The 25121-nt window shown below is 42.3% G+C and carries 23 protein-coding genes; 13 read left to right on the top strand and 10 right to left on the bottom strand.

Annotation, left to right across the window (positions count from 1 at the left end):
* Window positions 1–39 precede the first annotated feature (39 nt).
* A complete protein-coding gene (locus L0P88_RS07035; protein WP_247133895.1) occupies window positions 40–1203 on the bottom strand; it encodes a FecR family protein in 1164 nt (387 codons plus the stop codon).
* Window positions 1204–1323: 120 nt separating this feature from the next.
* Between L0P88_RS07035 and L0P88_RS07030 the strand changes: the two genes are divergently transcribed.
* Window positions 1324–1908 (top strand): RNA polymerase sigma factor, encoded by a 585-nt coding sequence (locus L0P88_RS07030; RefSeq protein ID WP_247133894.1) that lies wholly within the window; start codon window positions 1324–1326, stop codon window positions 1906–1908.
* A gap of 531 nt (window positions 1909–2439) precedes the next feature.
* Here the strand turns inward: L0P88_RS07030 and L0P88_RS07025 are convergent.
* The 4 genes from L0P88_RS07025 to L0P88_RS23935 form a co-directional block, all read right to left on the bottom strand.
* Complete coding sequence (locus tag L0P88_RS07025) at window positions 2440–3927, bottom strand: alpha-L-fucosidase (RefSeq protein ID WP_247133893.1); 1488 nt, start codon at window positions 3925–3927, stop codon at window positions 2440–2442.
* Window positions 3928–3951: 24 nt separating this feature from the next.
* The gene (locus L0P88_RS07020) at window positions 3952–5109 is read right to left on the bottom strand and encodes an alpha-hydroxy acid oxidase (protein ID WP_247133892.1); all 1158 of its coding nucleotides are present in this window, start codon (window positions 5107–5109) and stop codon (window positions 3952–3954) included.
* Window positions 5110–5257: 148 nt separating this feature from the next.
* On the bottom strand, window positions 5258–5320 hold the full coding sequence (locus tag L0P88_RS24125; RefSeq protein ID WP_409557723.1) for a hypothetical protein: 63 nt from the start codon (window positions 5318–5320) through the stop codon (window positions 5258–5260).
* Window positions 5298–5432, bottom strand: a complete 135-nt coding sequence (locus tag L0P88_RS23935) for a hypothetical protein (protein WP_281499720.1) — start codon at window positions 5430–5432, stop codon at window positions 5298–5300. Before L0P88_RS23935 ends, L0P88_RS24125 begins: the two co-directional genes overlap by 23 nt.
* Before the next feature lie 119 nt (window positions 5433–5551).
* On the opposite strand from L0P88_RS23935, the gene L0P88_RS07015 reads away from it, so the two are divergent.
* Entirely contained in the window at window positions 5552–6124 is a 573-nt protein-coding gene (locus L0P88_RS07015; protein ID WP_247133891.1) for a sigma-70 family RNA polymerase sigma factor, read from the top strand.
* Here the strand turns inward: L0P88_RS07015 and L0P88_RS07010 are convergent.
* From L0P88_RS07010 to msrB, 4 genes are all read right to left on the bottom strand, one after another.
* Window positions 6121–6468 carry a DUF2625 family protein gene (locus L0P88_RS07010; RefSeq protein WP_247133890.1) on the bottom strand — a complete coding sequence of 116 codons (348 nt, stop codon included), beginning with the start codon at window positions 6466–6468 and terminating at the stop codon, window positions 6121–6123. The genes L0P88_RS07015 and L0P88_RS07010 overlap by 4 nt on opposite strands.
* 143 nt (window positions 6469–6611) lie before the next feature.
* Window positions 6612–7388, bottom strand: a complete 777-nt coding sequence (locus L0P88_RS07005; RefSeq protein ID WP_247133889.1) for an N-acetyltransferase — start codon at window positions 7386–7388, stop codon at window positions 6612–6614.
* A 350-nt stretch (window positions 7389–7738) separates the two neighbouring features.
* Entirely contained in the window at window positions 7739–9043 is a 1305-nt protein-coding gene (locus L0P88_RS07000; RefSeq protein ID WP_281499735.1) for a protein adenylyltransferase SelO, read from the bottom strand.
* Between the two features lie 486 nt (window positions 9044–9529).
* A complete protein-coding gene (gene msrB / locus L0P88_RS06995) occupies window positions 9530–10060 on the bottom strand; it encodes a peptide-methionine (R)-S-oxide reductase MsrB (protein ID WP_247133887.1) in 531 nt (176 codons plus the stop codon).
* A gap of 281 nt (window positions 10061–10341) precedes the next feature.
* On the opposite strand from msrB, the gene L0P88_RS06990 reads away from it, so the two are divergent.
* The 11 genes from L0P88_RS06990 (at window position 10342) to L0P88_RS06940 (ending at window position 23987) form a co-directional block, all read left to right on the top strand.
* Window positions 10342–10494 carry a hypothetical protein gene (locus L0P88_RS06990; RefSeq protein WP_247133886.1) on the top strand — a complete coding sequence of 51 codons (153 nt, stop codon included), beginning with the start codon at window positions 10342–10344 and terminating at the stop codon, window positions 10492–10494.
* 69 nt (window positions 10495–10563) lie between these two features.
* Entirely contained in the window at window positions 10564–11022 is a 459-nt protein-coding gene (locus tag L0P88_RS06985) for a RidA family protein (RefSeq protein ID WP_247133885.1), read from the top strand.
* Between the two features lie 409 nt (window positions 11023–11431).
* Window positions 11432–12046, top strand: a complete 615-nt coding sequence (locus L0P88_RS06980) for a TetR/AcrR family transcriptional regulator (RefSeq protein ID WP_247133884.1) — start codon at window positions 11432–11434, stop codon at window positions 12044–12046.
* An 11-nt stretch (window positions 12047–12057) separates the two neighbouring features.
* Window positions 12058–13455: a reductive dehalogenase gene (locus L0P88_RS06975; protein ID WP_247133883.1), complete on the top strand. Its 1398-nt coding sequence runs from the start codon at window positions 12058–12060 to the stop codon at window positions 13453–13455.
* Between the two features lie 11 nt (window positions 13456–13466).
* A complete protein-coding gene (locus L0P88_RS06970) occupies window positions 13467–14903 on the top strand; it encodes a hypothetical protein (protein ID WP_247133882.1) in 1437 nt (478 codons plus the stop codon).
* A gap of 22 nt (window positions 14904–14925) precedes the next feature.
* Window positions 14926–16137: an FMN-binding protein gene (locus L0P88_RS06965; protein ID WP_247133881.1), complete on the top strand. Its 1212-nt coding sequence runs from the start codon at window positions 14926–14928 to the stop codon at window positions 16135–16137.
* A gap of 545 nt (window positions 16138–16682) precedes the next feature.
* Window positions 16683–17594, top strand: a complete 912-nt coding sequence (locus tag L0P88_RS06960) for a helix-turn-helix domain-containing protein (protein ID WP_247133880.1) — start codon at window positions 16683–16685, stop codon at window positions 17592–17594.
* A gap of 188 nt (window positions 17595–17782) precedes the next feature.
* Window positions 17783–18796, top strand: a complete 1014-nt coding sequence (locus L0P88_RS06955) for an efflux RND transporter periplasmic adaptor subunit (RefSeq protein WP_247133879.1) — start codon at window positions 17783–17785, stop codon at window positions 18794–18796.
* A 16-nt stretch (window positions 18797–18812) separates the two neighbouring features.
* Entirely contained in the window at window positions 18813–22004 is a 3192-nt protein-coding gene (locus L0P88_RS06950) for an efflux RND transporter permease subunit (protein ID WP_247133878.1), read from the top strand.
* Window positions 22005–22051: 47 nt separating this feature from the next.
* The gene (locus L0P88_RS06945; protein ID WP_247133877.1) at window positions 22052–23329 is read left to right on the top strand and encodes a TolC family protein; all 1278 of its coding nucleotides are present in this window, start codon (window positions 22052–22054) and stop codon (window positions 23327–23329) included.
* Window positions 23330–23384: 55 nt separating this feature from the next.
* A complete protein-coding gene (locus L0P88_RS06940) occupies window positions 23385–23987 on the top strand; it encodes a TetR/AcrR family transcriptional regulator (protein ID WP_247133876.1) in 603 nt (200 codons plus the stop codon).
* A 435-nt stretch (window positions 23988–24422) separates the two neighbouring features.
* Here L0P88_RS06940 and L0P88_RS06935 read toward each other — a convergent pair whose 3' ends face one another.
* Complete coding sequence (locus tag L0P88_RS06935; RefSeq protein ID WP_247133875.1) at window positions 24423–25025, bottom strand: TetR/AcrR family transcriptional regulator; 603 nt, start codon at window positions 25023–25025, stop codon at window positions 24423–24425.
* Window positions 25026–25121: the final 96 nt, after the last annotated feature.

Here is a 25121-nt window from a genome sequence, read left to right as displayed (position 1 = left end):
CTGTTTTACTTCATAGGCTTGTTATTTTATTGATTACTGCTAATTGGTTTTTGGTACTGCATTTATTGTTATATGATTTCCGTTTCTTTGATAAGAGAAGGGTTCACTGCTTTGAAAGGACATCATTACCTGATCGATGGACTCTATATCAAAAGTTGCAAAAAAACGGATGTTGTTGAGGTGGGGGTAGTTATTGGTTATGGTAACATCGTAATGCCTTTCCAGTACTTTTAAAATTTCTGAGAAGGTACGTATTTTGAACAACAGTTTCCCTTGCGTCCAGGCAATATACTCATTAACATCAACCTCGTCTACTTGTATGGCTGCTTCTGAGATGTCCCAGGCTGCTTTTTGGTTGGGGGAAAGGATCGTGGAAACCGTTTTGTCAAAAACCGTACCTGTTTTGTAAAGCCCTACGGCACCTTCGACCAGTACCGTATTGGCGGTGAAATCATCGCTATAACTGTTGACATTGAATTTGGTCCCCAAAGCCTGTATGTTGATATGGGCAGTCCTTACAATGAAAGCGCGTGACGTGTCCTTGGCCACTTCAAAATAAGCCTCTCCGTTTAAGAATACCTGCCTGTCGCCACTTTTCATAAATTGTACGGGATACTTTATCATGGAACCTGCATTCAAGTGTACTTTACTGCCATCTGACAGTAGCAACTGAAAGGTTTTGCCATTGGGTACGGCCAATGCATTGTATGTCAGGGACTTTTCCACATCTGTGGTGACCGCCCCGTTGTAACTGATCACCTTTCCCTGTTGGGTTCCTACCACTTGTCCGTTGTTGTCCCGTATTTTTTCATTGCCGTCTTCTTCAATGACCTTTACCTGGCCATCTGCAAGGGTAATGGTAATGACATTATCGGGCATCTCCGTAAGGGAAGGTTCCGTACTGCGTTGCCATACCAAAAAGTAGTAGCCCAGGCCAAGGATAAGGACAACAGCCGCAGCGACCCTGTACCAGGTGTTCCGCCTATTACCTTCAATTCGGTCAAAACTTTTTTGTTGCTTTAAAAATGCCAGATATTCCGCATTCAAGTCAATTTCTTGAAAAGTCAGGTTAAGATCGTAGTAATCTTTGGCGTACTTTTTGAAAAACTCCTGATGCTCCTGCTTCTGCAATAATTCAAGTAGCTTTTCCGATTCCAGGTCGGTCAGGGAATTGGTAAAATATTTTCTTGTCAATTTTTTCAATCCAACATTTTTTAATGTTCAATTCATAGTAAAGACGTAAACATTTTAGAAAACCCTTAAGAAAAGTTTAAAAAAAAATTAATATTTGTATCTATTTAATAATGAAATTGCGCTATTTGTATGGATTGCGAAACGTTGCGGGAAAGGATACGTGCGGGTGACCGTAAGGCTTTTAGAAGCCTTTTTGATGATACATACGATAGCTTATTGGCTTATACGACCACTTTTACGCATGACCGTGAAAGTGCAAAGGATATTGTGCAACAATGCTTTACCAATTTATGGGTGAAAAGGAACAATCTGGGCAAGGTTTCTTCCTTGAGAAAATATCTGTTCACCATGGCCCATAACCTATTTATTGATCAATACAGAAAAGAGCAATCGCGACATCAACTGTATGATGAATTAAAAATACAGGCCCTTTCAGATCGTGTGCATGAATCCGGGGCAGAGGCCAATAAAAGGACAAAAAAATTGATAGCGATAATTGAGGAATTGCCACCAAAATGTAAGGAGATTTTACTTTTAAATAAACGGGAAGGGAAAAAGTACCATGAAATCGCGGCACAGTTGCAAATTTCAATTAAAACAGTGGAATCACAAATGCGTATAGCGTATAAAAAAATACGTGAAGGATTCAGCAAAGCCCCGCTTTTCCTTTTCTTCAATAGATTTTCGGTTAAAATTTTAAAGCACGGATGCTAACGGTTATTCAGCCGTAATGGGATATCTTGACTATTTTTTACCCTAGCGGGGTTGGCCCAGGACAAATCAAAGCGTAATTCAAAAGTGGGGATACATTCCGATGGTTCTCCCTTTGTTGGAATTCCGTCTAAAATAAGGGGTATACCCCTTATTTTAATGTGGGTTGGATATCAGAAAATTACTTGCCAGCCAGGCAGGTTTTCGATACATTTTTGCTATCGCAAAAACACCCAGAGCCTGTTTGGGAATTTGTCAATTGTTTTCTTATGCCCCTTTTTGCACGGCACATTGTTAAAATTTTAATCCATAACTATGGCTATGAACAAAAATTTTGCCTCGTTCCGCACTAAAAATGGCCTATAACAATTCCAATCACAAATTCCCAAACAGGCTCTCAAAATGACGTAATTTTCTAGCAAAATCCTGTTCGATACAATTTTTCCTCATTTCAATACGAAAAACCACCCAATTTGATGGGTTTTGGTTGATAAAAATGATATCGAACCCACATTGGTTCAGATGGGGTTCAGTTTACGGTCCCTCTACACCCGATAGTTTAAAAACCCATGCATATTTACTGGTTGGGTTGCCCCGGATTTTTTCCGGGACCTTGATTTTGAACCCTTTGTCCAAGGGGCTCCATCTTACATTGGTATGGGTTCCCAACATCTTGATCTTTGCCCCTCTTTTTGGCGTCAGGGATTCCACAATGATTTCGGACGGTAGGGTATGTTCCCCTTCCGCTGCCAAATAGCACAAAAACACGTTCCCTTCTTTGTTCTGGGTCATACAGATGTTGTTCTCTTTGTAGGGGGCTATGGGTTTGGTGCCATAAATGGCCGGGCTGTTGACGTCCATCCAGTCGCCATATTCCTTTAAGAGGTCGTAGGCCCCTTGCTGCCATTCCCCTTGCGGGCTTGGCGCTATATTGAGAAGAAGGTTGCCCCCTTTTGCGACAATGTCCACAAGCATGTGGATGCCTTCCCTGCCGCTCATGTATTTGGCATCCGGGGTGTGGGACCAACCCCCTCCTGAAATGATACAGGACTCCCAAGGGTAGGGGAGCATCTTTTCGGGAACCCTGTTCTCGGGGGTCAGGTAATTCTGGTTTTTGCCGTGTACCGCCCTGTCCACAACGATTAAACCAGGCTGCTTTTTTCGGGCTTTTACGACCAGTTCGTCCATTTTAATGTCCTGGTTCACCATTCTGTGTTTTAGGTAGGCCTCATCATTATCATTGTTCAATTTTCTTGTGAACCAATCCACAATCTCTTTCTTTGACGCTTTTGCGACCCATCCGCCATCCAACCATAAAATATCCACCTTGCCGTAATCGGTCATCAATTCCATAATCTGGTTGTGCGTGAATGTCACGAACTTGCTCCACTTTTCCGGGTTTTCCCCAGGAGCGTAATTTACATTTCTGTCCTTTGGGGGATACATGGGGTCCCAATAATATTTTGAATTCCAATCCGGTTTTGAAAAATAGGCGCCAACCCACATGGCCTCATCCCTAAAGGCATTAAAGATTTCCTTGGTAATATTGGCGCGTGGATGGGTGCTGAACGCACATTCGGGATCGGTGACCTTGTAATCGGTATATTTTGAATCGAACATACTAAAGCCATCGTGGTGTTTGGTGGTAAACACCACATATTTCATTCCGGCATTTTTAGCGGCCTTCGCCCATTTTTCGGGATTAAAATTTACCGGATTAAAGGTGTTCTTTAATCCTTCGTACTCTTTTTTGTAGGCAAAATAATCATTGGGATTGCTTCCTTTTTTTCTTTCGCACCAAGCGTATTCCTCGGGGGAGAGTGACCAGGATTCGACAATGCCCCATTGACTGTAGGCCCCCCAATGCATAAGAAGACCGAACTTTTTATCCTGCCATTGGTCCAATTTTTCCAAAACCAGTGGATCGGTTTCGGGTACGTAACGTTCATCTTCATAAATGGCCTGTGCATACGTTTGTAAGGAAAAAATAGATAGTAACAATAAGTTTATGATCTGTTTCATGGTTTTTTATTTTGGAATTGAAATTTAATTGTTCACCAAATAGTCCGGAAAGTCTTCGATACGCTCGCAACAAAGCTGCTCCATGACCTGTTGCAATTGCCTTTTGAGCATGGAAATGGTGTGGTTGCCCCTCTTTTTGCCAAGGGCCGCCACGCCGTACATGAACGAACGGCCCAAAAAGGTGAATTCGGCACCGCTCGCCAAACAACGGGCAATGTCGGGGCCGGAACGAAGACCACTGTCCATCATTACCGTTATTTGGTCACCATATATCCTTGCGATGCGCGACATGGGCTTTATGGAAGATTCCCCGGCATCCAACTGCCGTCCTCCGTGGTTGGATACGATTATTCCGTCCAATCCCAGTTTTATGGCCATTTCGGCGTCGGCCTCGCAGGCAACACCTTTTAGCACCAATTTCCCTTTCCACCTATCGCGGATGGGCTTGATCCGCTCTTCAAAGAGCCTACCGGAAAAGGTCTCGTCCATAAATTTGCCCAATTGTTTCAAATCCAGGTTCCTGGGCATATAGGGTTTTAAGGTTTCAAAATTGGGCTGTCCGTGCATCAGGGTCTTCAAGGCCCATTTGGGCTTGCCCAAAATTTGAAGCATGTTCGCCAGGGTCATTTTGGGCGGCATGGCCAATCCGTTGCGGATGTCCCTGGGGCGGTAGCCAAAAGTGGGCACATCACAGAGGATGACCAAAACCGGATATTCTGCATCGGTTGCCCTGCCGATGATAGCATCGCGTATTTCTTCCTTGGCAGGATGGTACAACTGAAACCAAGCCCTACCCTCGGTCAGCTCACCAATGCGCTCAATGGAACTGGTGGTGACCGTACTCAAAATAAAGGGAATGTTGTGCTTAAAGGCCGCCTTGGCCAAAATCTCGGGAGCATTGGGCCACATGAGCCCCTGTAATCCAATTGGAGCAATACCAAATGGTGCATCGTACTCATGCCCGAACAGCTTGGTTTTTTGGCTGCTATTGGAATGTTTCTCCAGATATCTTGGGATCAATTCCACCTTACGTATGTCAGCTGTATTTTTTTTCAGGTTTACGTCCTCGTTACAACCTCCATCCAAATATTCAAAGGCGAATCTGGGAATACGTTTTTTGGCCTTTTCCCTTAAATCATCAACTGAGGGGTAACGGGTATCGAATACAATTGGTGCGGCCATATTGAACTGGAATTACAATTGAAATATTTTTTGCATCAACGCCCATTTTTCCCCTCGCCTGGCCAATGGAAGCGGCTATTGATATTTCCCCATCAAGGTTTCCCATTGCTGTACCATAGCATTGGTTAAATTCATTTTATTCTTCTTTTCAAAGGAAATCCTCCACTTCCATGATCATAAAGAGCCTGTTATGGAAACGGTAAATCTGCATATCCTTCACGCCACTTTTTTTGATGCTCTTGCTTTTGCAATAATTCAAGTAGCTTTTCCGATCCCAGGTCGCTCAGGGAATTGGTAAAATATTTTCTTGTCAACTTTTTCAATCCAACATTTTTAATGTTCAATTCATAGTAAAGACGTAAACATTTTAGAAAACCCTTAAGAAAAGTTTAAAAAAAAATTAATATTTGTATCTATTTAGTAATGAAATTGCGCTATTTGTATGGATTGCAAAACGTTGCGGGAAAGCATACGTGCGTGTGACCGTAGGGCATTTAGAAGCCTTTTTGATGATACATATGATAGCTTATTGGCTTATACGACCACTTTTACGCATGACCGTGAAAGTGCAAAGGATATTGTGCAACAATGCTTTACCAACTTATGGGTGAAAAGGAACAATCTGGGCAAGGTTTCTTCCTTGAGAAAATATCTGTTCACCATGGCCCATGATCAATACAGAAAAGAGCAATCGCGACATCAACTGTACGATGAATTAAAAATACAGGCCCTTTCTGATCGTGTGCATGAATCCGGGGCAGACGCCAATAAAAGGACAAAAAAATTGATAGCGATAATTGAGGAATTGCCACCAAAATGTAAGGAGATTTTACTTTTAAATAAGCGGGAAGGGAAAAAGTACCATGAAATCGCGGCACAGTTGCAAATTTCAATTAAAACAGTGGAATCACAAATGCGTATAGCGTATAAAAAAATACGTGAAGGATTCAGCAAAGCCCCGCTTTTCCTTTTCTTCAATAGATTTTCGGTTAAAATTTTAAAGCACGGATGCTAATGGTTATTCAGCCGTAATGGGATGCCTTGACCATTTTTTATCCTGGCGGGACTTAGAATACGAATCCAACCACTATCAACTAAGATGCCCCCTGTTTCAAATATTATGGAACCCATTGGAGAACGCGTAGCAACTTGAGTTTGGTAAAGCGCAGTTTCCGCTTGGGCTTCCACTTTCTCAAGCACTTCAACTCTATTGGTTGCTTGACGTATCCAATCTGAAACCAGCTCCCATCCTGGTTCTTCTTCATTTATTAAATCATTCAATGACCTCATTTTCACGTCTTGACCAAATCCTATATAACCTGACATTAAAAGAAATGCTGCGATTTTATAAATGGACATAAATATTGAAAATCCTTTATTTGGACTCTCGGTTTTAAAATAGATTTGGAATAATCACATTAAATAGCAAATGGTATAAAATAACCCCTGCCAAAATTCCAATGGCAAAGGCCCTCCAGTTTTTTTTCTTTTTGTTATCCATTTTATAATTTTTTCAATTTCTCAATTACTTTGTCAAACCGACTGTCCATACACACGCTTAAGTCCGTTGTCATAAATTTCCCGTCTAAAAATAGACTAAAAATGGTTGCAGGGCTTGGGGCACTTTGGGCTTCTTCCATGGTCTTGAGCTTGATGACCTTTAAGGGCAGATTTCGCTTTTCCGCCGTCTCCACCAAGGAGTTTTTAGCGTGAAATTCCGCAAAGGGACATCGGTTCGAATAATAGACTACAATTCCTTCTTTGTCCGGGCATTCGCCACTTATAACGGATGCATTGAATTTAGGCTGTTCGGAACGGTCACTGAATTTTAGTGCCAACAAACTGAAACCACTTGTAATCTTTTCTACTTCTTCAAATCCCTGTCGCAATAGCCATTTGGTATCACTCATAAAATGGAATTTTTTTGTCCCGACAACAGTTACCAATCCATTCCTGTTTTGTTCTTTTGCATCTTCAATTGCCGATTGCAAAAGCGCTTTACCGTATCCGTTTTTCTTGTATTTCCCTGAAACCCAAAAACAGTTAACGTTTAAATAATTGGGTGCTTTTATGGGGACCCAGGCATTTTCAGCCGGTCCGTATTCAATAAAAACCTTGGCCCTTTCATCAAGCCGCCTAAAGACGTATCCATTGTCGAACTCCTTTTTGAGCCAATCTTTTTTAGCTTGATAACTGTCTGAGCACTTCTTGTCCGAGAAGGCACAACAAATGTGCTCCGAAGCAATGTTTTTCGTGTTTAGTTCAATAAAGTTGTTCATTTTCTATAGTATTTAAATCGACCAAATACGCCTATTGGACTCATAATTGTAGGCATGGCATTGGTACTATAAAAATAATTGATATGCGTAATTTAATGAAGCTGGAAGTGCTACAAAACGACAAGTTTTAGATCAAACGTATTGGCCAATCAATTCCCGTTGATCATTGGCTTTTCAGAACTGGAGGGAATTACAAACTAACCAACAAGGATAGGAAACCTTTGGCATTGTAAAGGGAATACCCATCAAAGCACTATATGTTCAATACATGTAAAACACTGAAATGTAGTGCTATCTGGCTACGGTTTGCTATAAAATGTTAGGGGCTGTTTTTTTAGGCACCCTGTTTTTTACGTGCCGCAAAAAGTCTGATAACGTGCATCAAAACCTGCGGGTATTTGTTGAAATTGTAGTTGATCGGGATGATTATCGTAAGGTTTGGAGAGTAGGCCCAGCAATTGGTCAAAGGGTGCCATATCGCCTTGAACGGCAGCTTCCAGAACATCTTCTACCCAATGGTTGCGTGGGATGACCCTGGGGTTTAATTTTTTCATTAGTTCCAAGCTTGGTGTTTTACCCTGGTCCCTGAGATGTTCATTTTTCCATTTTTGCATCCAACCGCTAAATTCCGCTAAGTCAAAAAGGGATTCATCGGATTCTTTATCTTGTTGTAAGGCCAAAAATACTTGCGTATAATCGGACCTGTTGGTTTCCATTAACGAGAGCAGTCCATCCACCAAGTCTTTATCCTTGTCCTTGGGATTCAAAATACCCAGCTTACCACACATCATGTTGTACCATTTTTCGGTAAATGTCTGCTGAAATCCTTCGATAACTTCCTTGGCCAGATCCACGGCTTTTTTCTGGTTTTCCGAAATCAGGGGCAAGAGGGCGCTGGCAAAGATCGCTAAGTTCCAATGGGCAATATAGGATTGATTGCCAAAGGCATAGCGGCCTTGGGTATCAATTGAACTAAAAACGGTCCTGGGATTGTAGGAATTCATAAAAGCACATGGGCCATAGTCAATGGTCTCGCCGGCAATACTCATGTTGTCGGTATTCATCACCCCGTGGATAAATCCTACCTGCATCCAATGGACAACCAGATCGATTTGTCTGTGCATAACGGCCTTTAACAGTTCAAGGGCCGGATTGTCCGTATCCGTTAGTTCAGGATAGTGCCTTTGGATGGTGTAGGTGGTGAGCGCTTGTAAATCTTCCGTAGAACAAAAATTACGGGCGTACTCAAAGGTGCCCACACGTATATGGCTATCTGCCGTACGCGTTAGCACGGCACCGTTGTGCCGCTCTCCACGAAAAACCTGCTCTCCGGTCGAAACTACGGACAGGCTCCGGGTGGTGGGTATACCTAAATGGTGTATGGATTCACTAATCAGGTATTCGCGCAGCATGGAATACAGGGTTGCCCTGCCATCACCGCGCCGGGAGTATGGTGTTTGCCCCGAACCCTTTAATTGGATGTCGAATCTTTTGCCCATAGCGTCAAGCTGTTCGCCCAGTAAAATGGCCCTGCCATCGCCCAACATGGTAAAATGGCCAAACTGGTGCCCAGCATATGCTTGTGCCAAAGGCTTGGCTCCATCAGGAATCTGGTTCCCTGAAAAATAACCGACATTATTTTCTTTATCATTAATTTAAAAATCCGAGACCCAAATCATTCGCCAACCTTTCATTGAAACATACGATTTCCGGCTTTGCGACCGGCACGGGTCGTTGAAGGCTAAAAAAAACGGTCGGTAACCCTGCATAGGTATTTTCTAACCGCCAATCATGTTTCTTGATGTCTGTGAGCATATATCATCAACGTATTAATACGAATGTAATTCAGAACTTCTTACACGCCGGTCCATAGCACAAGCTTTGGAGTAAGGCCATTATCATGGGTTTGTTTTCAGCGTATGGCAAGCCGGTAGCATTCGTCTTCCGGTGGGCTTTCCTTTTTTGCCGTCCTGTCTTTTTACAGCAAATTTACTAATGTCATTGTCGTTTTTCAACTGCCCCTAGCAGCTCGGTTAAAAAAATGTGCGGGTCTGCGATGCTTATTTCTTAGGTGGGAGGCGATTTTGTTAAAAAGATCAATGCAGGATGATTGCTGATTTTAGGCTTGGAATTGAAAAGAATTAGTTACCATACTTAGCTTTCCATTCTTTCACTATTGCCGGTAATTCCTCACCATCTGCCACAAATAGCAGCGAAGCGGAGTTCATGCAATACCGCAGTCCTGTTGGTGCTGGACCATCATTAAATACATGACCCAGATGGGAACCGCTTCCACTATCAACTACTTCCGTACGGACCATGCCGTGACTTCTATCGACAATCTCTTTGACGGCATTTTCATCAATTGGTTTGTAAAAGCTGGGCCATCCCGTACCTGATCTATACTTATGTTCGGAGCTGAATAAGGGCTGACCAGTAGCGGCAGAGTAATAGGTTCCCTTTTTCTTGTTATCCCAATAGGCTCCGGAAAAAGCATACTCCGTACCCTGTTGGCGCAGTATGTAAAATTGCTCATCCGAAAGCATCTTCTTCCACTCTTCATCCGTCTTTTGAATGGGGTAGGGGTAATTTTCGTCTTTTGAATCGGATTTTGTCTGGCTAGCCACAGTCATATAGGCCAGGCTAAGAAGTAAAATAAGCGATAACCTCATAGTTTTTTTCTTTTTCTTTAGCTAAATGGAAGGATAAACCATTTTTTGGTAAAATTATGGATTACCAATGGAATTGTATGGTACCCCTTTTCATAGGTCGCCTTGATACGTAATACCTAACGCAATCTTGATTTTGAGGTTGCCCGAAGGTGGATTGAGAAGAAAACGGATTTTTTTAATTTAACCATCCAAGGATTTGTCCCATTGGGAAGCCATTTTATTCCTTGGGAAAGGATGGACGAGAAGGGTTTTCTGATTCAAACGAGGGAAAAAGCGGATTTGTGCGTGTTCGGGACAATAAAACGGAAATTGAACCAATGACCCGTTCAACCTGTATTTTCAGGGATGAATTGGTCATTCAAGCCGGTATACTGATGGGCTTTACCGTCACATTGACCAATGATTTTTATCGGTACAGGCATAAAAAACTGTAAGAATACTGTACCGCAAACACCTTTAGGGATTAACTTGCTTTTACTAACCGGTTTACATATTTGCAAAGAATGACACCAGAAGGCAATTTAGAAAAGTTCGGTTTTGAATTACCGCATATATCCACTCCAGGCGGGAATTACGTATCTGTTAACATAAGAGGGAACATTGCCTATATCGCAATTCAATTTCCAATTTTGAATGGAGTATACCAATATCAAGGAAGATTGGGAAATGAAATAACAACGGAAGAAGGATACAAAGCAATGGAACTCTGTGCTTTGAATGTTTTGGCACAGATAAAAAAGAAAATCGGATTTGAAAAAATCATAGGGTTAAACCATATCGATGCCTACTTCCAATCCGGTGAAACTTGGGACGAGTCACCAATGGTAGTCAATGGAGCTTCCGACCTTTTCGTAAAGGTCCTTGATCAAAAGGGAGAACATTCGAGAGCCATTTTTGGAGTAGAGAGACTTCCACAAAATTTTTGTGTCGGGCTTACGGCATCATTTACCATTAAGAAATAAGGACCACTTGCAACCAAATGGTCCAAAAGTGCTTTAAAATGAAAACTAGACCTTTCCTGAGGTGTTTCATTTGAGGTAACTGTCTTAACATCAGCATTGAACTTTGTCCTTTGGTGATATCAAAACTATCTACCGTTCTTATCAAGCGGCAAGAAAAGAATTCTGATGAAGTGTTAAAAAATATAAAACTGATAAAAATCAGTCTTCTTTAATTTAATTATACATACATTCGTGTATGTTTATTAACTCACGATTTATCTATCACTTAAAAAAATTAATCATGTCAAGAATTTCGAAAATAGGTTTCACGATTCGTAAAGAGGATGTCTTTTACTTGCTGGCAATAGGTGCACTCATCTTTTTTGTTGGAATGCTGCTTGTTTCGGGAAGCCTGTAAACAAAATCAAGGATGCGAAAGACAGTAGAGGAAACCGAGAAAACCAGAAGATTACTTGTTGAATGCGCCACAAGGCGTTTTATCCTTGAGGGCTTCTCGGCCACGAAACTGGAGGATATTGCCGCAGATGCCGGCCTCACCCGCGGAGCCTTTTATTGGCACTTTAAGAACAAACAGGCAATTTTTAGGGCCATCATAGAGGAAAACAGCAAGGAAGCCCTAAAACTGGTGGCCCGTTATTTGGAAAATGACCACGATCCGGCAGAACGGATCAAGGACTTTGTACGACACCTACTGGGAGACCGTCATCGTAAAAATCATCAAGTATTTGTCCTTATACGGTTAAAGCAACAACCGCCAAGCGGGTTGGCCAATATGGATGATCAAATTCCCTCTGTTGAGGAGATTGTGGTTCCTGCCTTGGAGGATACTATCAAAGAAGGTAAGCAAATGGGAATCTTTGGTGCCGCTCTTGATGCCGCATTTAGCGCAAAATGTATCTATACCTTTTTTTGGGGCTTTTTTGTCAATTACGATAGCCTTTATAAGGATTATACGGATGAACAACTTATCCAACAAATCAATGGTTTCTTAAGCCAATTGTTGGGCATTAAAACCACATGGTAATCTAGAAAAATATGGGGACTGCTAACAATTCAAAAGAAACAGGGCGAAGGGCCTTTTTAAAAAAGGCCACGGTCGCCGGTTTAGGAACTTCCCTCGTTGGTACAGGCATTGCGAACTTGTCCGGTGAAGGAAATCCATTATCATCGGTACAACCGGAAACCAAAAAGACGGGAAAAAAATCGTTTTCCCTTTTTAGGAAGGAATACGAGACCATAGATGATGCCTATGAAATTTCACCGGACTACCAGCGTATGGACCAAAAGAACATCATTTTTGGTCGATGGGGCTGGGATCCCAAGTATTACAAGCCGGGAGGGAGGGGCATTTCCTTTCTACTTAAGGATGCATCCGAAGTTCCCAACCCCAACGAACACCTAAAAGGCTATGGTCCCGTTGAACATGCCCTTGGGCGTGCCGCTTGGGCCGGCCATGACGAAGGTGCCCCGCTTAGTAACTCTGGCCTGGCCAACACAGGTCCCTTGAACGACTGGGACAAGTTCTCCAATCCAAAACGTAAAGAGCCCTATATCTTTGAATCTCTGGAAGAAGCAAAAAAATACGTAAAACGGGCAGCACTTTTCTTGGGAGCGGACGAAGTGGGCATTGCCCCTTACGATGAAAGATGGGTCTACACCAAACAATTCGATGTGGAGTCCGTCCTTTTGGACGGGGTGGCGCCAGAGGATGCCCCTCATGAAGAAATCAAATTTCCTTTTGAGGTAAAAAGTGTAATCGCATTCACTTTTGAAATGGACTATGATGCATTAAGGGCCCAAGGAGGCTTGAGCGACGCATCCGCCGCTCTGGAGTATTCCCATATGACCGAAGTAAGCCATAAAGTAGCCGTATTCCTCAACCAACTGGGTTACAAAGCTATACCAGCAGGAAACGATGTGGGCGTAAGTATTCCCATAGCCATACAGGCCGGTCTGGGAGAAATCAGCCGCATGGGAACACTCATTTCAGAAAAGCACGGTTCACGGGTAAGGCTCGCCAAAGTATTTACGGATTTGGAACTTCCACCGGACAAGCCCATTAGCTTTGGTGTACAGGACTTTTGTGTCAAATGTAAAAAATGTGCGGAAGCCTGCCCATCGAACGCTATTAGCCTGGAGGACGAGCCTTCATTGAACCCTGAATTCAATTCTATTTCCTCCAATCCTGGGGTAAAAAAATGGTATCAGAACAATGAAAGATGTTTTAGCCAATGGGAAAAGATGGGAGTGGCCTGTGGTGTTTGTCTCACTGTGTGTCCGTACAATAAAATTGATAATTGGGTACACTTCCTGTCGGAAATGGTAGTGAGTGCCCCAGTGGGCAGGGATATCGCCAGACAATTGGACGATGCCTTTGGCTATGGAAAGTTAGGTCCTCAATACGTGGATGCTTTTTGGAACAAAGAAGACTAAACCTGTAGAGCATGGAACAGCTTTTTTTAATTCTGATATGTTCGGCCGCACTGGCCCTGGCTGTGTATCTTTATCAAAAGGGCAGGCAACAAAAGGTTACCACAAGGGTTTGGATATTTGGGGCGCTAGGACTTTTTATGATCACCTTTGGCCTGGCCTGGTGCGTAACCAGTTTTGAGGAAGGAGAACCCTTCGCGGGCTACATGGGTATACTGGTCTTCAGTGGCGTAGGCGTCCTATCCGGGCTTTTGGCCTATAGCCGTTGGAAAAAGGATAGGCCAGCAAAAAAAACCATTTCAATGGTTGTAAAAAAGCCCGTACCCGTGGGTATAGCGGCCGTGATTGCCTTACTCACCGTTCTTGGCGCTATCCTATTGCCCTATGCCATAGGTGGCAACCGTTTCCTCAATCTTTTTAACAGCTCGGAAAAACTCTACGCCCAGATAGAAAAAAATGTCCTTTCCGATCGGGCATTGCCTTTTTTTGTAAAAAGGGTACTGGCCTATGAGACACTTTATGGGGAATATCCGGATAACCTTGAGCAACGTCTTATGCAGTCCATGGCATCAGGGATAAAGGATTCCGAAATGAAACGTTTGATGGATAGTATTTTGCCCAAAAAAGAGCGGCTGTCGTTGCTAAAAAGAGCAATTGGTTCAGGAGTTGTTTGGTTGGACAATAAGGAACCCTATCCCCAACTGGAACTACAGATGGCACTATATACAAATAGACTAATGGAAAAATCAGAATTTCTAATGGACTGGCTGTATAAAAACTTCAACTTTCCTGTTATGGACTCAATCGCCGTTTCAAAGGTAAATGCAGGGGTATATTCGGAGCAAATGTCGGATTACATGGTAACCCCTCCCGATTCCCTAAAATCCGGTATGATTGCAAATGGTGCCATCGCCTTACAAAAGCAGTTGGACGGTATTGAGATACCAGGTCAAATGAACATGGCGGCACAAATACGGCCAAACTTATCAGAAAGTGATGCGCACAAATTAAAGTCCCAGGTCAATACCTTGTCCGCCTTTTTGGGTTGGACATGGCTACTTCCGATAGTACTGTTAATGGTAGCTTTTGGCCTTACGCTTTGGAAACTTCCCGAGCCCATGAAGTATTTGGGATTTATCCTGGTGACCGTTTCGGGCGTAGGCCTTTTGGTCTGTGATCCCTTACGGGATATTCCCACAACGGTTCATATGCTGATTCAAGACCTTGACGACATGGCACCTTCCCCAGCTTTGGCCCTTTTGGACCGTATGGCGTTCGAAACCTTAAAATCAACAACGTTTCTTTTGCCCATGTACAACATCATATTGCTTGTAGGGCTTGGTCTATTACTGTTCGCCCATCGAAATGGTATTCTCCGTATTCTTCAAAGGTTCGTAATAGCTCCAAAAAGAAGTATGGACAAAAAAGACAGCACAATTGAAAAAGCCTAGTCCACGGCCAAAAATGGCCGCCATGAAGAAAAGAAAGGCAAAGAAAAGGCGGGACGATTTAATTGCCTGGATTAGTTTGGGCCTATTGGTAATCTGTGGTATTGTTGGTTTTAATCACTCTAAAACGGATCTAACGCAATTCAAGGACGAGCTTTGGCCTACTGCCACTACCTTTGAAACGGTCGATTATGAACTGTTATTGACAAAAGATGGGGACAGCAGTACATTGGGCAGCATATCCTCGGGGACTTATAATGGGTTCGGCGGACCACTTAAAGTTGCTGTTGCGGTAGACGTGGAAGGAACCATCAAAAACATGGCCATCGTTGAACATCGCGAAACACCATCATGGTACGATCGGGTAATGGAACAGGACTTTCTGCAAAGACTAAAGGGCAAAAGCTATAAAGAGCCCATTTTACTGGGAAGGGACATAGACGGTATTACCGGAGCCACGTATACGGTTAAAGCCATCACCGAAGCCACTCGTGAGGCCACTTTAAAATCGGCAAAAGATGCTTATGGATATGATATTGACCCCTATCTGACACCCAGAAAAATCAAGTTCGGGTTACCGGAAATCAGTTTGATGGGCCTTATGCTTATTGCAGTCATAGGTGCTTATAAAGTGCCCAAACGCCATCAAAAGACCATGAGATGGATATTGATGATTTTAGGAGCCACTTTAATCGGGTTTGTTTTTAACCAACCGCTTACGTTAACGGACGTGAACAAACTTATCATGGGCTACTGGCCGGATATTTACAATCAACTTTACTGGTATATGCTCATCTTTGGAATCGTTATCATTTTTCTTACCACGGGGAAGAACACCTATTGCAGGTATATCTGTCCTTTTGGAGCGGTACAAGAGTGTGTGGGCGCTATTAGTGGTGCAAAGAATGTCCATTCCAAAACATTTAACAAAGTATTCAACTGGACAAGGCGCATCGTGGTCCTTGTAACAATTATGATTGCCCTTGTCTATCGTAATCCCGGCATGAGTTCCTATGAGGTCTATGGCACGATCTTTAATCTTCTGGGCACTAATTTCGAGGTCTTTTTCCTTGCAATGATACTTGGGTTTGCCCTGTTCATAAAAAGGCCTTGGTGCAATTACCTATGTCCAATCCCTGTGATAGAGCACTATGCCCGCTTTGTCCATAAAAAACTGGAAACCTCCTTTAAAAGGATGGTACGAAACCAACATAAAACTGCACAAAAAACTGGTTGACGTATGGAGAAAAACAAAGATTTCATTCTAGTCTGTTTCTTTATATTGGGAATGGTGTCGATTATCATTACGGTAATCAATAATCTCTTATCGCACTTGTGGCCATAACATGGAATGGCCCAACCAATATCCGTAGGCAAGCAGTACAGGAAAAGAATGATTCAAATCGTCCTAGTTATACCATTTTTTTGTATTCATCCCATATGTTAGAAACTACCATGGTTTATCCTTAAAACACGTTAAAGAAATAATTGATCTTATGCAATTATACATTGGCGCCATTATAAACGCACAAAAGGCTATAAGTACAATTATCAACAATTTGAAAATGCATCATTGTGCCAATAGTCAATATTTTACATTGGGCATCACTTGGACTATCGTTCATTGTTTCTTTCCAAATACAGCAGTGAATCGGCTTTAGGGAAAAGCTAAAACATGCACTAAAACAGAAAGTATTTGAAAATAAAAAACGTCCATTCAACACAAAAGATGAATAGTGAACAAATGAAATATAATATTCTTAAAGGGAAATTATCCTTTGCATGAAACAGGAACCTTCAATAAGCACCCATACCTTAAACGACATTGTTAACATCCTCGGGGATACTCCACAGGAAAAAAATGGTCTGCACGTCCATTTTACAAAAAAAAGACTTGATGTGATTCCGCTTACGTATCCTCACAAAGGAGATTCCTACTCTTTTTTATTGGTAGTTTCCGGAGCGATAAAAATTCAACTTAACCTTATTACATACACCGTGCAGTGCAACGAAGTAATCGTAATGAAACCACAAATGGTCATACACGTATTGGATATGGACCATAATTTGGAGATGATCGTTGTCAGTTTCACCATTGATTTCATAATGAACAATTTCTTGGAGAGAAACGAGTTTGAAGCATGGGACTTTTTTACCAACAGCACCATTCCAAAATTAAAATTATCCGGCGAAGAGACGGAAAGTGCTATCGCCCTTAGCAAACTATTACTGAAGAACAACGCCACAAACACCATCAACATTCCTTTTAGGAATAGAATAATCAATTACACTTTTGGCCTGTTGCTCCATCATTACAGCTCTATTTTTAAAAGGGATTACCCGGATTTGGAAATACACCTGTCCAGACAGGAAAAATTGACACTTCAATTTTTAAAGATCTTAAATGAGAATTTTAAAACTGAGCGTTCCGTACAGTTTTACGCAGATGCATTATATATGACCTCGGGACACCTCTCCAAGGTCCTAAAACAGGTTTCGGGTAAAACTGCGGGTCAGTTGATAGATGACGCCGTTATCATGGAGGCAAAAATATTACTGGCCGCCCCGGAACTTACAGTTGCCCAAATAGCCAATGAACTGCAATTTAGTGACCAGTCCTTTTTTGGAAAGTACTTTAAAAAGCATACGGGCCTTCCTCCTTCAAAGTTCAGGCGACAGGCGAAATTGGCTTGATTTGGACTATTATTTTATCAGGTTACCATTCACTTATCTGTAAATCAATTATTTGTGTTTTTTACTTTCTTTTTAAAATCCCTCTTTTAGACCAATTCTTCCCTATTTCAGCCCTTTTGGGCTTGCTGGAACGGAAATAGTTTTGTCATTGAAATTTTTTAAAAAAACCATTCAACAAAACAAAGGCTATGAAACAAATACTTGTGAAAACAACATTGATTCTATTACTGATAAGTTGTTCAGAAGAAAAAGAAGCACCAAAAACGATTCCCGTTCCCAAGGTGTCCGTAAAAGAAATCAAGACAGTGGCTGATGCCGAAGCATTTCACTACAGTGGCACAATCGAAGCCGATAATACCGTAATGTTAGGCTTTTCAGTTCCCGGAAGAGTCTCCCAAGTAGTAGTACAGGAGGGGCAAAAGGTCAACAAAGGACAGCTATTGGCGGTTGTGGATGCCACAACCTATGAAAACGCATTCGATATTGCCCATGCGGGTCTGGAACAAGCAAACGACAACTATGGGCGCCTAAAGAGGCTCTACGAGAAAGGGAGCTTGCCCGAACGCGATTATATAGCCGTAAAAGTAGCGGTAGCGCAAGCCAATGCCAACAAAAATCTGGCCGCCAAAAATTTGTCGGATACAAGGCTTTATGCACCTTTTTCCGGTATCATCACAGCAAAAATGACCGATATGGGAGCTACGGTAGCACCCGGGGTCCCTGCATTTACCATAATGAAAACGGACCAGGTTTACGCGAAAGCAGCAATCATCGAGTCCGAAATATCAAAGCTTGGAATAGGCAGGAGTGCCACCGTGGAAATACCCTCTCTCAATGAATCTTTCACAGGTATGGTGGCCATAGTGAATCCAAGTGCCGATCCCCTGACGAGAACCTTTAATGTAAAGGTACGTTTGAACAATTTGGAAAACAAGTTGTTGCCGGGAATGATAAGCAACATCACCATTAAAACCGGTAATGACATAGGTGCCATTACGGTTCCTACGGAGAGTATTATAAGGGATGCCGATGATATTTTGTATGTCTATGTGGTAGAAGGCAAAAGGGTCATTAGGAAAAGAATATCGGTAGACGGTTTTAAAGGAAATGAAGTGGTGGTAACCAAGGGCCTCTCCATAGGGGACAAAGTAGTTGTCGCGGGACAAAGGGATATCAGGGACGGGCAAACAGTTTCGCTATAAACACAACTGTGCAAACATGAAAAAAGTTAAAATAAACTTTATAGAGGCCGCAATGAAGTACCGCCAGGTAACCATTGTGGTGACTGTTGTTCTAATGGTCTTGGGGAGCTATGCCCTAGCAACGATGGCGCGAAGCGAAGACCCCGAGATTACCGTGCGCAAAGGCTTGGTGGTCGCAATTTTTCCCGGGGCCGATGAACTACAGGTAGAAAAACAAGTAACCGATAAAATAGAACAATTCCTGTTTGGTTATGAGGAAGTAAGGAAGGAAAAAACCACTTCCGAAACCAAAGAAGGCCAGGTGGTATTGACCGTAGAGCTGAATGAAGACGTAGAGGACACGGACAGATTTTGGGCAACGTTGCAAAATGGCCTGAACACTATTTTTAGGCAAAGGTACACGTTGCCGCCGGGCCTCATAGGCCCCATTGTGGACAGTGACTTTGGGGACGTGGTGGCACAAATGATTACCATTTCTGCGCCAAAACGCAGCTATGCCGAAATAGAGACCTATCTGGACAAGCTGGAAGATGGTTTAAAAACAATCAACGAGACCTCCAAAATAAAGCGTTACGGAGGTCAAACACAACAGATTTACGTAACCGTTCAGGACGAAAAATTAAAACAATATGGTTTCGATTTTTCATCCATCGCACAAGTAATCCAAATGCAGAACGGAACAGAGTTCTCTGGCGGAATCACCTTAAAAAACTCCGAAGTATCCGTTTTTGCAAAAAATCAATACAAGGACGAACACGAGCTGGCAAACCAAATCGTATACAGCACTCCGGACGGCAAAGTGGTGCGCCTAAAGGATGTTGCAAACATTGAGCGCAGATACGAAGAGGTTTCAAGCTTCATTCAGGTGGAAAACCAAAAGGTAATGATGCTGGCCATAGAGATGCAGCCGGGAAACAACATTGTGCATTTTGGGAAGAAAGTAAACACAAAGATCAAAGAAGTGGAACAACAACTGCCCCAGGATGTCCAGATAGCGACCATAGTGGACCAACCTGCCGTGGTACAGGACAAAATCAGCCATTTTATGCTGGAGTTTGTCATCGCCGTATTGGCTGTAATTATAGTCGTTATACTGTTGCTTCCCCTTAGGGTGGCCGTAGTATCGGCCTTGGCCAGTCCTATCGCCATTGTCATCACTTTTGGGATATTGAATGCCATTGGTATTGAAATACACCAAGTAACGTTGGCTGCGTTGATCATTGTTTTGGGAATGGTTGTGGACAACGCCATAGTAGTGGTAGACAATTATATTGAAAAGCTCGATGAAGGGGAAGACCGCTGGACGGCCGCTTGGCAAAGTGGCACACAGCTAATGATACCCATTTTTACGGCAACCACGGCCATTATTTTGGCTTTCGTGCCTTTGGCATTTCTTTTAAACGGCCTTTCCAAGGAGTTTATACAAGCCTTGCCGGTCGCCGTGGGAGTAGCTTTGTTTACATCGATGGTAGTAGCCTTGTTGCTAACCCCTTATATGTGCTATGTCTTCATTAAAAAGGGCTTGAAGCACAAAGTGAGCGATGGCAACAAAAAAAGCCTCTTGGATAAGTTGCAACACCTTTTCAATCAGGGTTTGGACCATTGTTTTAAATGGCCAAAGACCACCTTGTTCTTTGGTACGCTGTGCGTTGTTGCCGCGCTGTTGGTATCCACAACATTGGACCGGGAATTGTTCCCAATAGCGGAGAGGAACCAATTTAACCTGGAAGTATGGCTGCCCAGTAGTGGTAGTATACAACAAACCGAAAAAGCCGTTGCCAAGATAGAAAAGGAAATTGCGGATGATGAAAGGGTATTGAGAACTGCTAGTTTTATAGGCACAAGTTCCCCCAGGTTTCATTCTACCTACGCACCGGAATTCCCAAGGAAAAACTTTGCCCAAATATTTATTACCACCACGGACAAAGGAGCAACAAATGAACTGGCCCATGAATATGTCCGAAAATTCGAGGGCTTTATCCCAGATGTGTATATCAGAACAAGGCAACTATCATTAAAAGAAACAGTGGCGCCTATTGAGGTAAGGATCATAGGTGAAGATTTAAACAATCAAAGAAGGGTCGCCGAACAGGTTAAGGAAATCCTGGCAAATACTCAAGGAACAAATTGGATACGAACCTCGTATCAGGATGACTACTACGGGATAAAAGTAAATCTGGATGATGATAAGGCCAATCGTTTGGGTATAACCAATAACATGGTGGCCCAGACCTTGGGTGCACTAAAAGGATATCCCGTATCCACACTCTACGAAGGCGACAAAGCTATCGACATATTATTGCGCTACAATGCCAGCAATAGGGACAACATAGACGATCTGGGTGCATTAAACGTCCCTACCATGTTCCGCACCAAGGTGCCTTTACGGGAAGTGGCCTCCATTGCGCCAGAGTGGCATACCGGAGCAATTGCCCATAGGAACGGGCTGCGCACGTTGACCGTGCGTTCCGAAGCGCAATTGGGTGTTAAGGCAACTACAATTCAAAGTGAGATCGAGCCAAAAATCAATGCCCTGGAGTTACCGGAAGGCATAACCATAAAGTATGGTGGAGAATACGAAAGCATTAACGAAACGGCCCCAAATATGGTGGTATCCTTATGTATAAGCCTGATACTTATCTTCTTGGTGCTACTGTTCCAATTTAAGGATTTTACAAAAGTACTGATTGTGCTGGCAACATTTCCCTTGAGTCTGTTGGGTGCCTTTTTGGGCTTGGCCTTGACCGGAAACCCCATCGGCTTTACCGCCTTTTTGGGCATTATAAGTCTAATCGGCATCGTGGTAAGAAACGGCATTATACTTATAGACTATGCCGATGAGTTGGTTTTGGTACATGGCTACACTATAAAAGCGGCCGCCAAGGCATCGGGAAAAAGGCGTATGCGCCCCATCTTCTTAACCTCTGCCGCCGCTGCGGTCGGTGTAGTCCCCATGATCGTGGGCAAGTCACCGCTTTGGGCACCTTTGGGAAGTGTAGTTGCCATAGGTTTAATAGTTTCCATGGTACTCACCCTATTTGTGGTCCCGGTTCTGTACTACAAGCTTGCCAAACCAAGTATAGATGCGGTGCACTTACATCCAAATACCAAGGAATTTGAGCCCATTTTGTATAAGCCCCAAAAGAACAGAACACTCCGTACGCTTGAGGTGATAAGGCAAAGGCTAAAAAAACAAATTAGAAAATAATGGGAGCTATAGTCCAATGGTTTCTACGAAAAAAGTAAAAAATTCGAATGGCTAAAAATATATTTTTACTATCAATCTTCTTGTCGATTACCATCCCTTTTCAAAAGGTGACCGGTCAGGAACAAGTGCTAGGACTGGAACAGGCCAAGTCCATGGCAATGACACAAAACAATAAGGTAAAGCGGGCGGACCAAACCATAAAAGCTGCAGAAGCGGCAAAAGCTGCAGTATATGCCTCCAACAAACCAAAGGTAGATGCAAACCTAATAGGCTTGCATGTGGGCGCCCCCTTGGATGTATTGCTTCCAGGATTTAATGCCAATGCTTCCTTAGGCGTATCACAGCTAATCTATGCCGGTGGAAAAATAAATACGGCGAAAAAACTAAGCAATACCTCGGTAAATCTATATTCCAACGAAAAAGAACTGACCGAAAGTGAAATACTTCTTGAGGTTGAAACCACCTATTGGCAAATAGTAAACCTTAAAGGCAAGGTAGAGCTTGCCACAAAGTACATATCACTTTTAACTGAACTACTAAAAGATTTGACCAATTCATATGATGCTGGCATTATATACAAAAACGATGTACTGCTTGTGCAGGTCCAACTCAATCAGGCCGAATTGGACCTGACCAAGGCCAATGACGGACTAACGTTATCAAAGCTAAAAATGACACAACTCATAGGAAGGGAGGACACCGATTTCGCCATTGAGGACAGCATTTCGGTAGAGAAAAATTTGGTGGAAGAACGTTCTCCTTCTATCGCAATTGAAGACAGACCTGAAATAAAAATACTCAAAAATGCGGTGGAACTCAAAGAGCTGGAAACCAAAATCCTAAAGGCGGACCAAAGGCCAACAGTGGCACTGAACATAAACGGTATCCACGCTGTGGGCGAAAACATAAATTTTTCCGATCGAAGCGATGGCCTGACCTCTTATTTTGGGTTACTGAACGTGAGCATTCCAATATTTGACTGGGGAGGAAGAAAACAAAAGGTAAAAGAGCAGCAACGTAAAATGGAAGCCCAAAAGTTGGAGTTGGAAGAGACCAAAGAACTTCTTTCCATAGAGATTCAAAATGTTTACCTGGAATGGCAGCAAGCCATTAAGAAAGTTGATATTTCCGAAAAATCACTAGTTCAGGCAGAAGAAAACCTAAGGCTGTACCAGGACCGTTTTGAGGCTGGGACCGTTGTGGGAAAGGATGTCCTTGAAGCCCAGGTACTATGGCAAAAGGCCTATTCGGATATTATCGATGCCAAGGCGGGCTATAGGATAACCGAGGCCAACTACAAGAAAGTTGTAGGAACATTAAACTAAAAGGCAAACCCATCTATTTTATCTTCTCATGGAGGCAACTAAAAAGGAACTGATCATGGAAAGGTCCAAAGCGTTATTTTTTAAATATGGTGTAAGAAATATTACCATGGACGATATTGCCGAAAAATGCGGGGTATCAAAAGCAACGATTTATAAATACTTTGCAAACAAAGACCAATTGTTGCATAACATCCTTGAAGAAATAGTGCAAGAACTTCAAGATACCATATGGGAAACCCGAACGATGAAAAAAAATGCAATAGAGGAGTTAACCTCCTTTTTTATCCATGTGAAAGGGCTTTCAGAAGGAATATCACTATCTTTTATCAAAGAGTTGAAAAAGTACCATTCGGCAATTTTTATTGAGGTAATTAAATACATAAATACCATGGTCATCCCTTTTGTCATAGAAAATATCAAGAGGGGAAAACAAGAAGGCATGTACAAAAAAGATTTGAATGCCAAGGAGTTCTGTTATGCGTTTAATGATGTTCTAAAAATTGTTTTTTTTGATGTTCCCTTAAACTATTCTGAAGACAACAAAAATGTATTGCGATTTTTAAGTTCATTGTTCTTGCACAGATTGGTTTCCATTGAGGGACTAAGAATGATCAATACCAGTGGCACTACGGATATTGATTTTATGGTAATTCAATAAAAGATGGTTGTAATAATTGGGCGATTAAAGCATGAACATAATCTACCCTAAAAAACAGTCCTTAAACATTCCCTCTCCAGAAAGGCCAAACGTACGCTGTCAAACCCCTAGGTTTGAGCAACTCATTAACCAGTGTTGGGTACGTTGAACAAAAAACTCAATCTCCCATATTACTAAAAAACACGGGAATGGGACTCAATAATGGACTATGGTCATTGGTCGTTCTGGAGCCTCATAAAACGGATGTTGTACAAGTATGGTCGTTAGATGCCCACCACAGTTTATTTCCGTTTTGATTATATTAAAATACAAAACGTCGTGAAGGTCAAACTGGAAAGGGAATCCATTATTGCTGGAGGCTTTTGGTTTACACGAGCTACATACTCTTGGTAGCATATTGACAATTACCCTCTTTTTCGAATATACCTTTTAGGCTCATCCCTTCTCTTTTAAATATAGATAATCGATAATCATATCTGCTACCAATTCTTTCCTGTTCTCCACAAGGTCATTGAAATCCGCGTTTGTGAGGCCGTTGTTTCGTTGGAGCATGTGCTTGTTAATAAATGGAAAGCAGACCAATCCACTAATATTAAGCGCATAGTCTGGATAGGAAATTGGACGAATTATCTTTTTGGCTATAAGTTCATTGAGCTCCCTCTCAATGGTATTGTCCATGGCCTTAAAATCAACCTTGTCAAAAATCTTCTCCGGATTTCGTTGTGATTCAAAAACAAGGAAAGAAGGAAAATGTGGATTTTTTATACATAAATCGGTGAACTCGAATACGAACTGTCTGATTCTTTCTTTGAAAGTTAGATCGCTTGTATTGATTGTTTCAACCATTTGGTTGAACTGGTGAAAGACCTCATCGGCAACTACCTTATAAATAGTATCCTTATTCCGATAATAGTAGTGCAATGTGGAAATATTAACATTCGCGGCACTTGCTATGTCTCGCGTTTTGGTGGCAGCAAATCCTTTTTTCGAAAAAATCTCAATGGCGACCTGCTTTATTTTTTCTTCCGTAACGTTCATTATATACATCTTGATTTAGTGAAATATAATAAATCATTTAGTTTGACCAAACGATTGAATCCCAATTCCCTCAATACCCTTCTTAGCCTTACTCTA

The sequence above is a fragment of the Muricauda sp. SCSIO 64092 genome, from assembly GCF_023016285.1.
In the GTDB taxonomy this organism is placed as follows: domain Bacteria; phylum Bacteroidota; class Bacteroidia; order Flavobacteriales; family Flavobacteriaceae; genus Croceivirga.
Note: the sequence above shows the minus strand (reverse complement) of the source record. Positions and strands in the feature narration are given on the sequence as shown.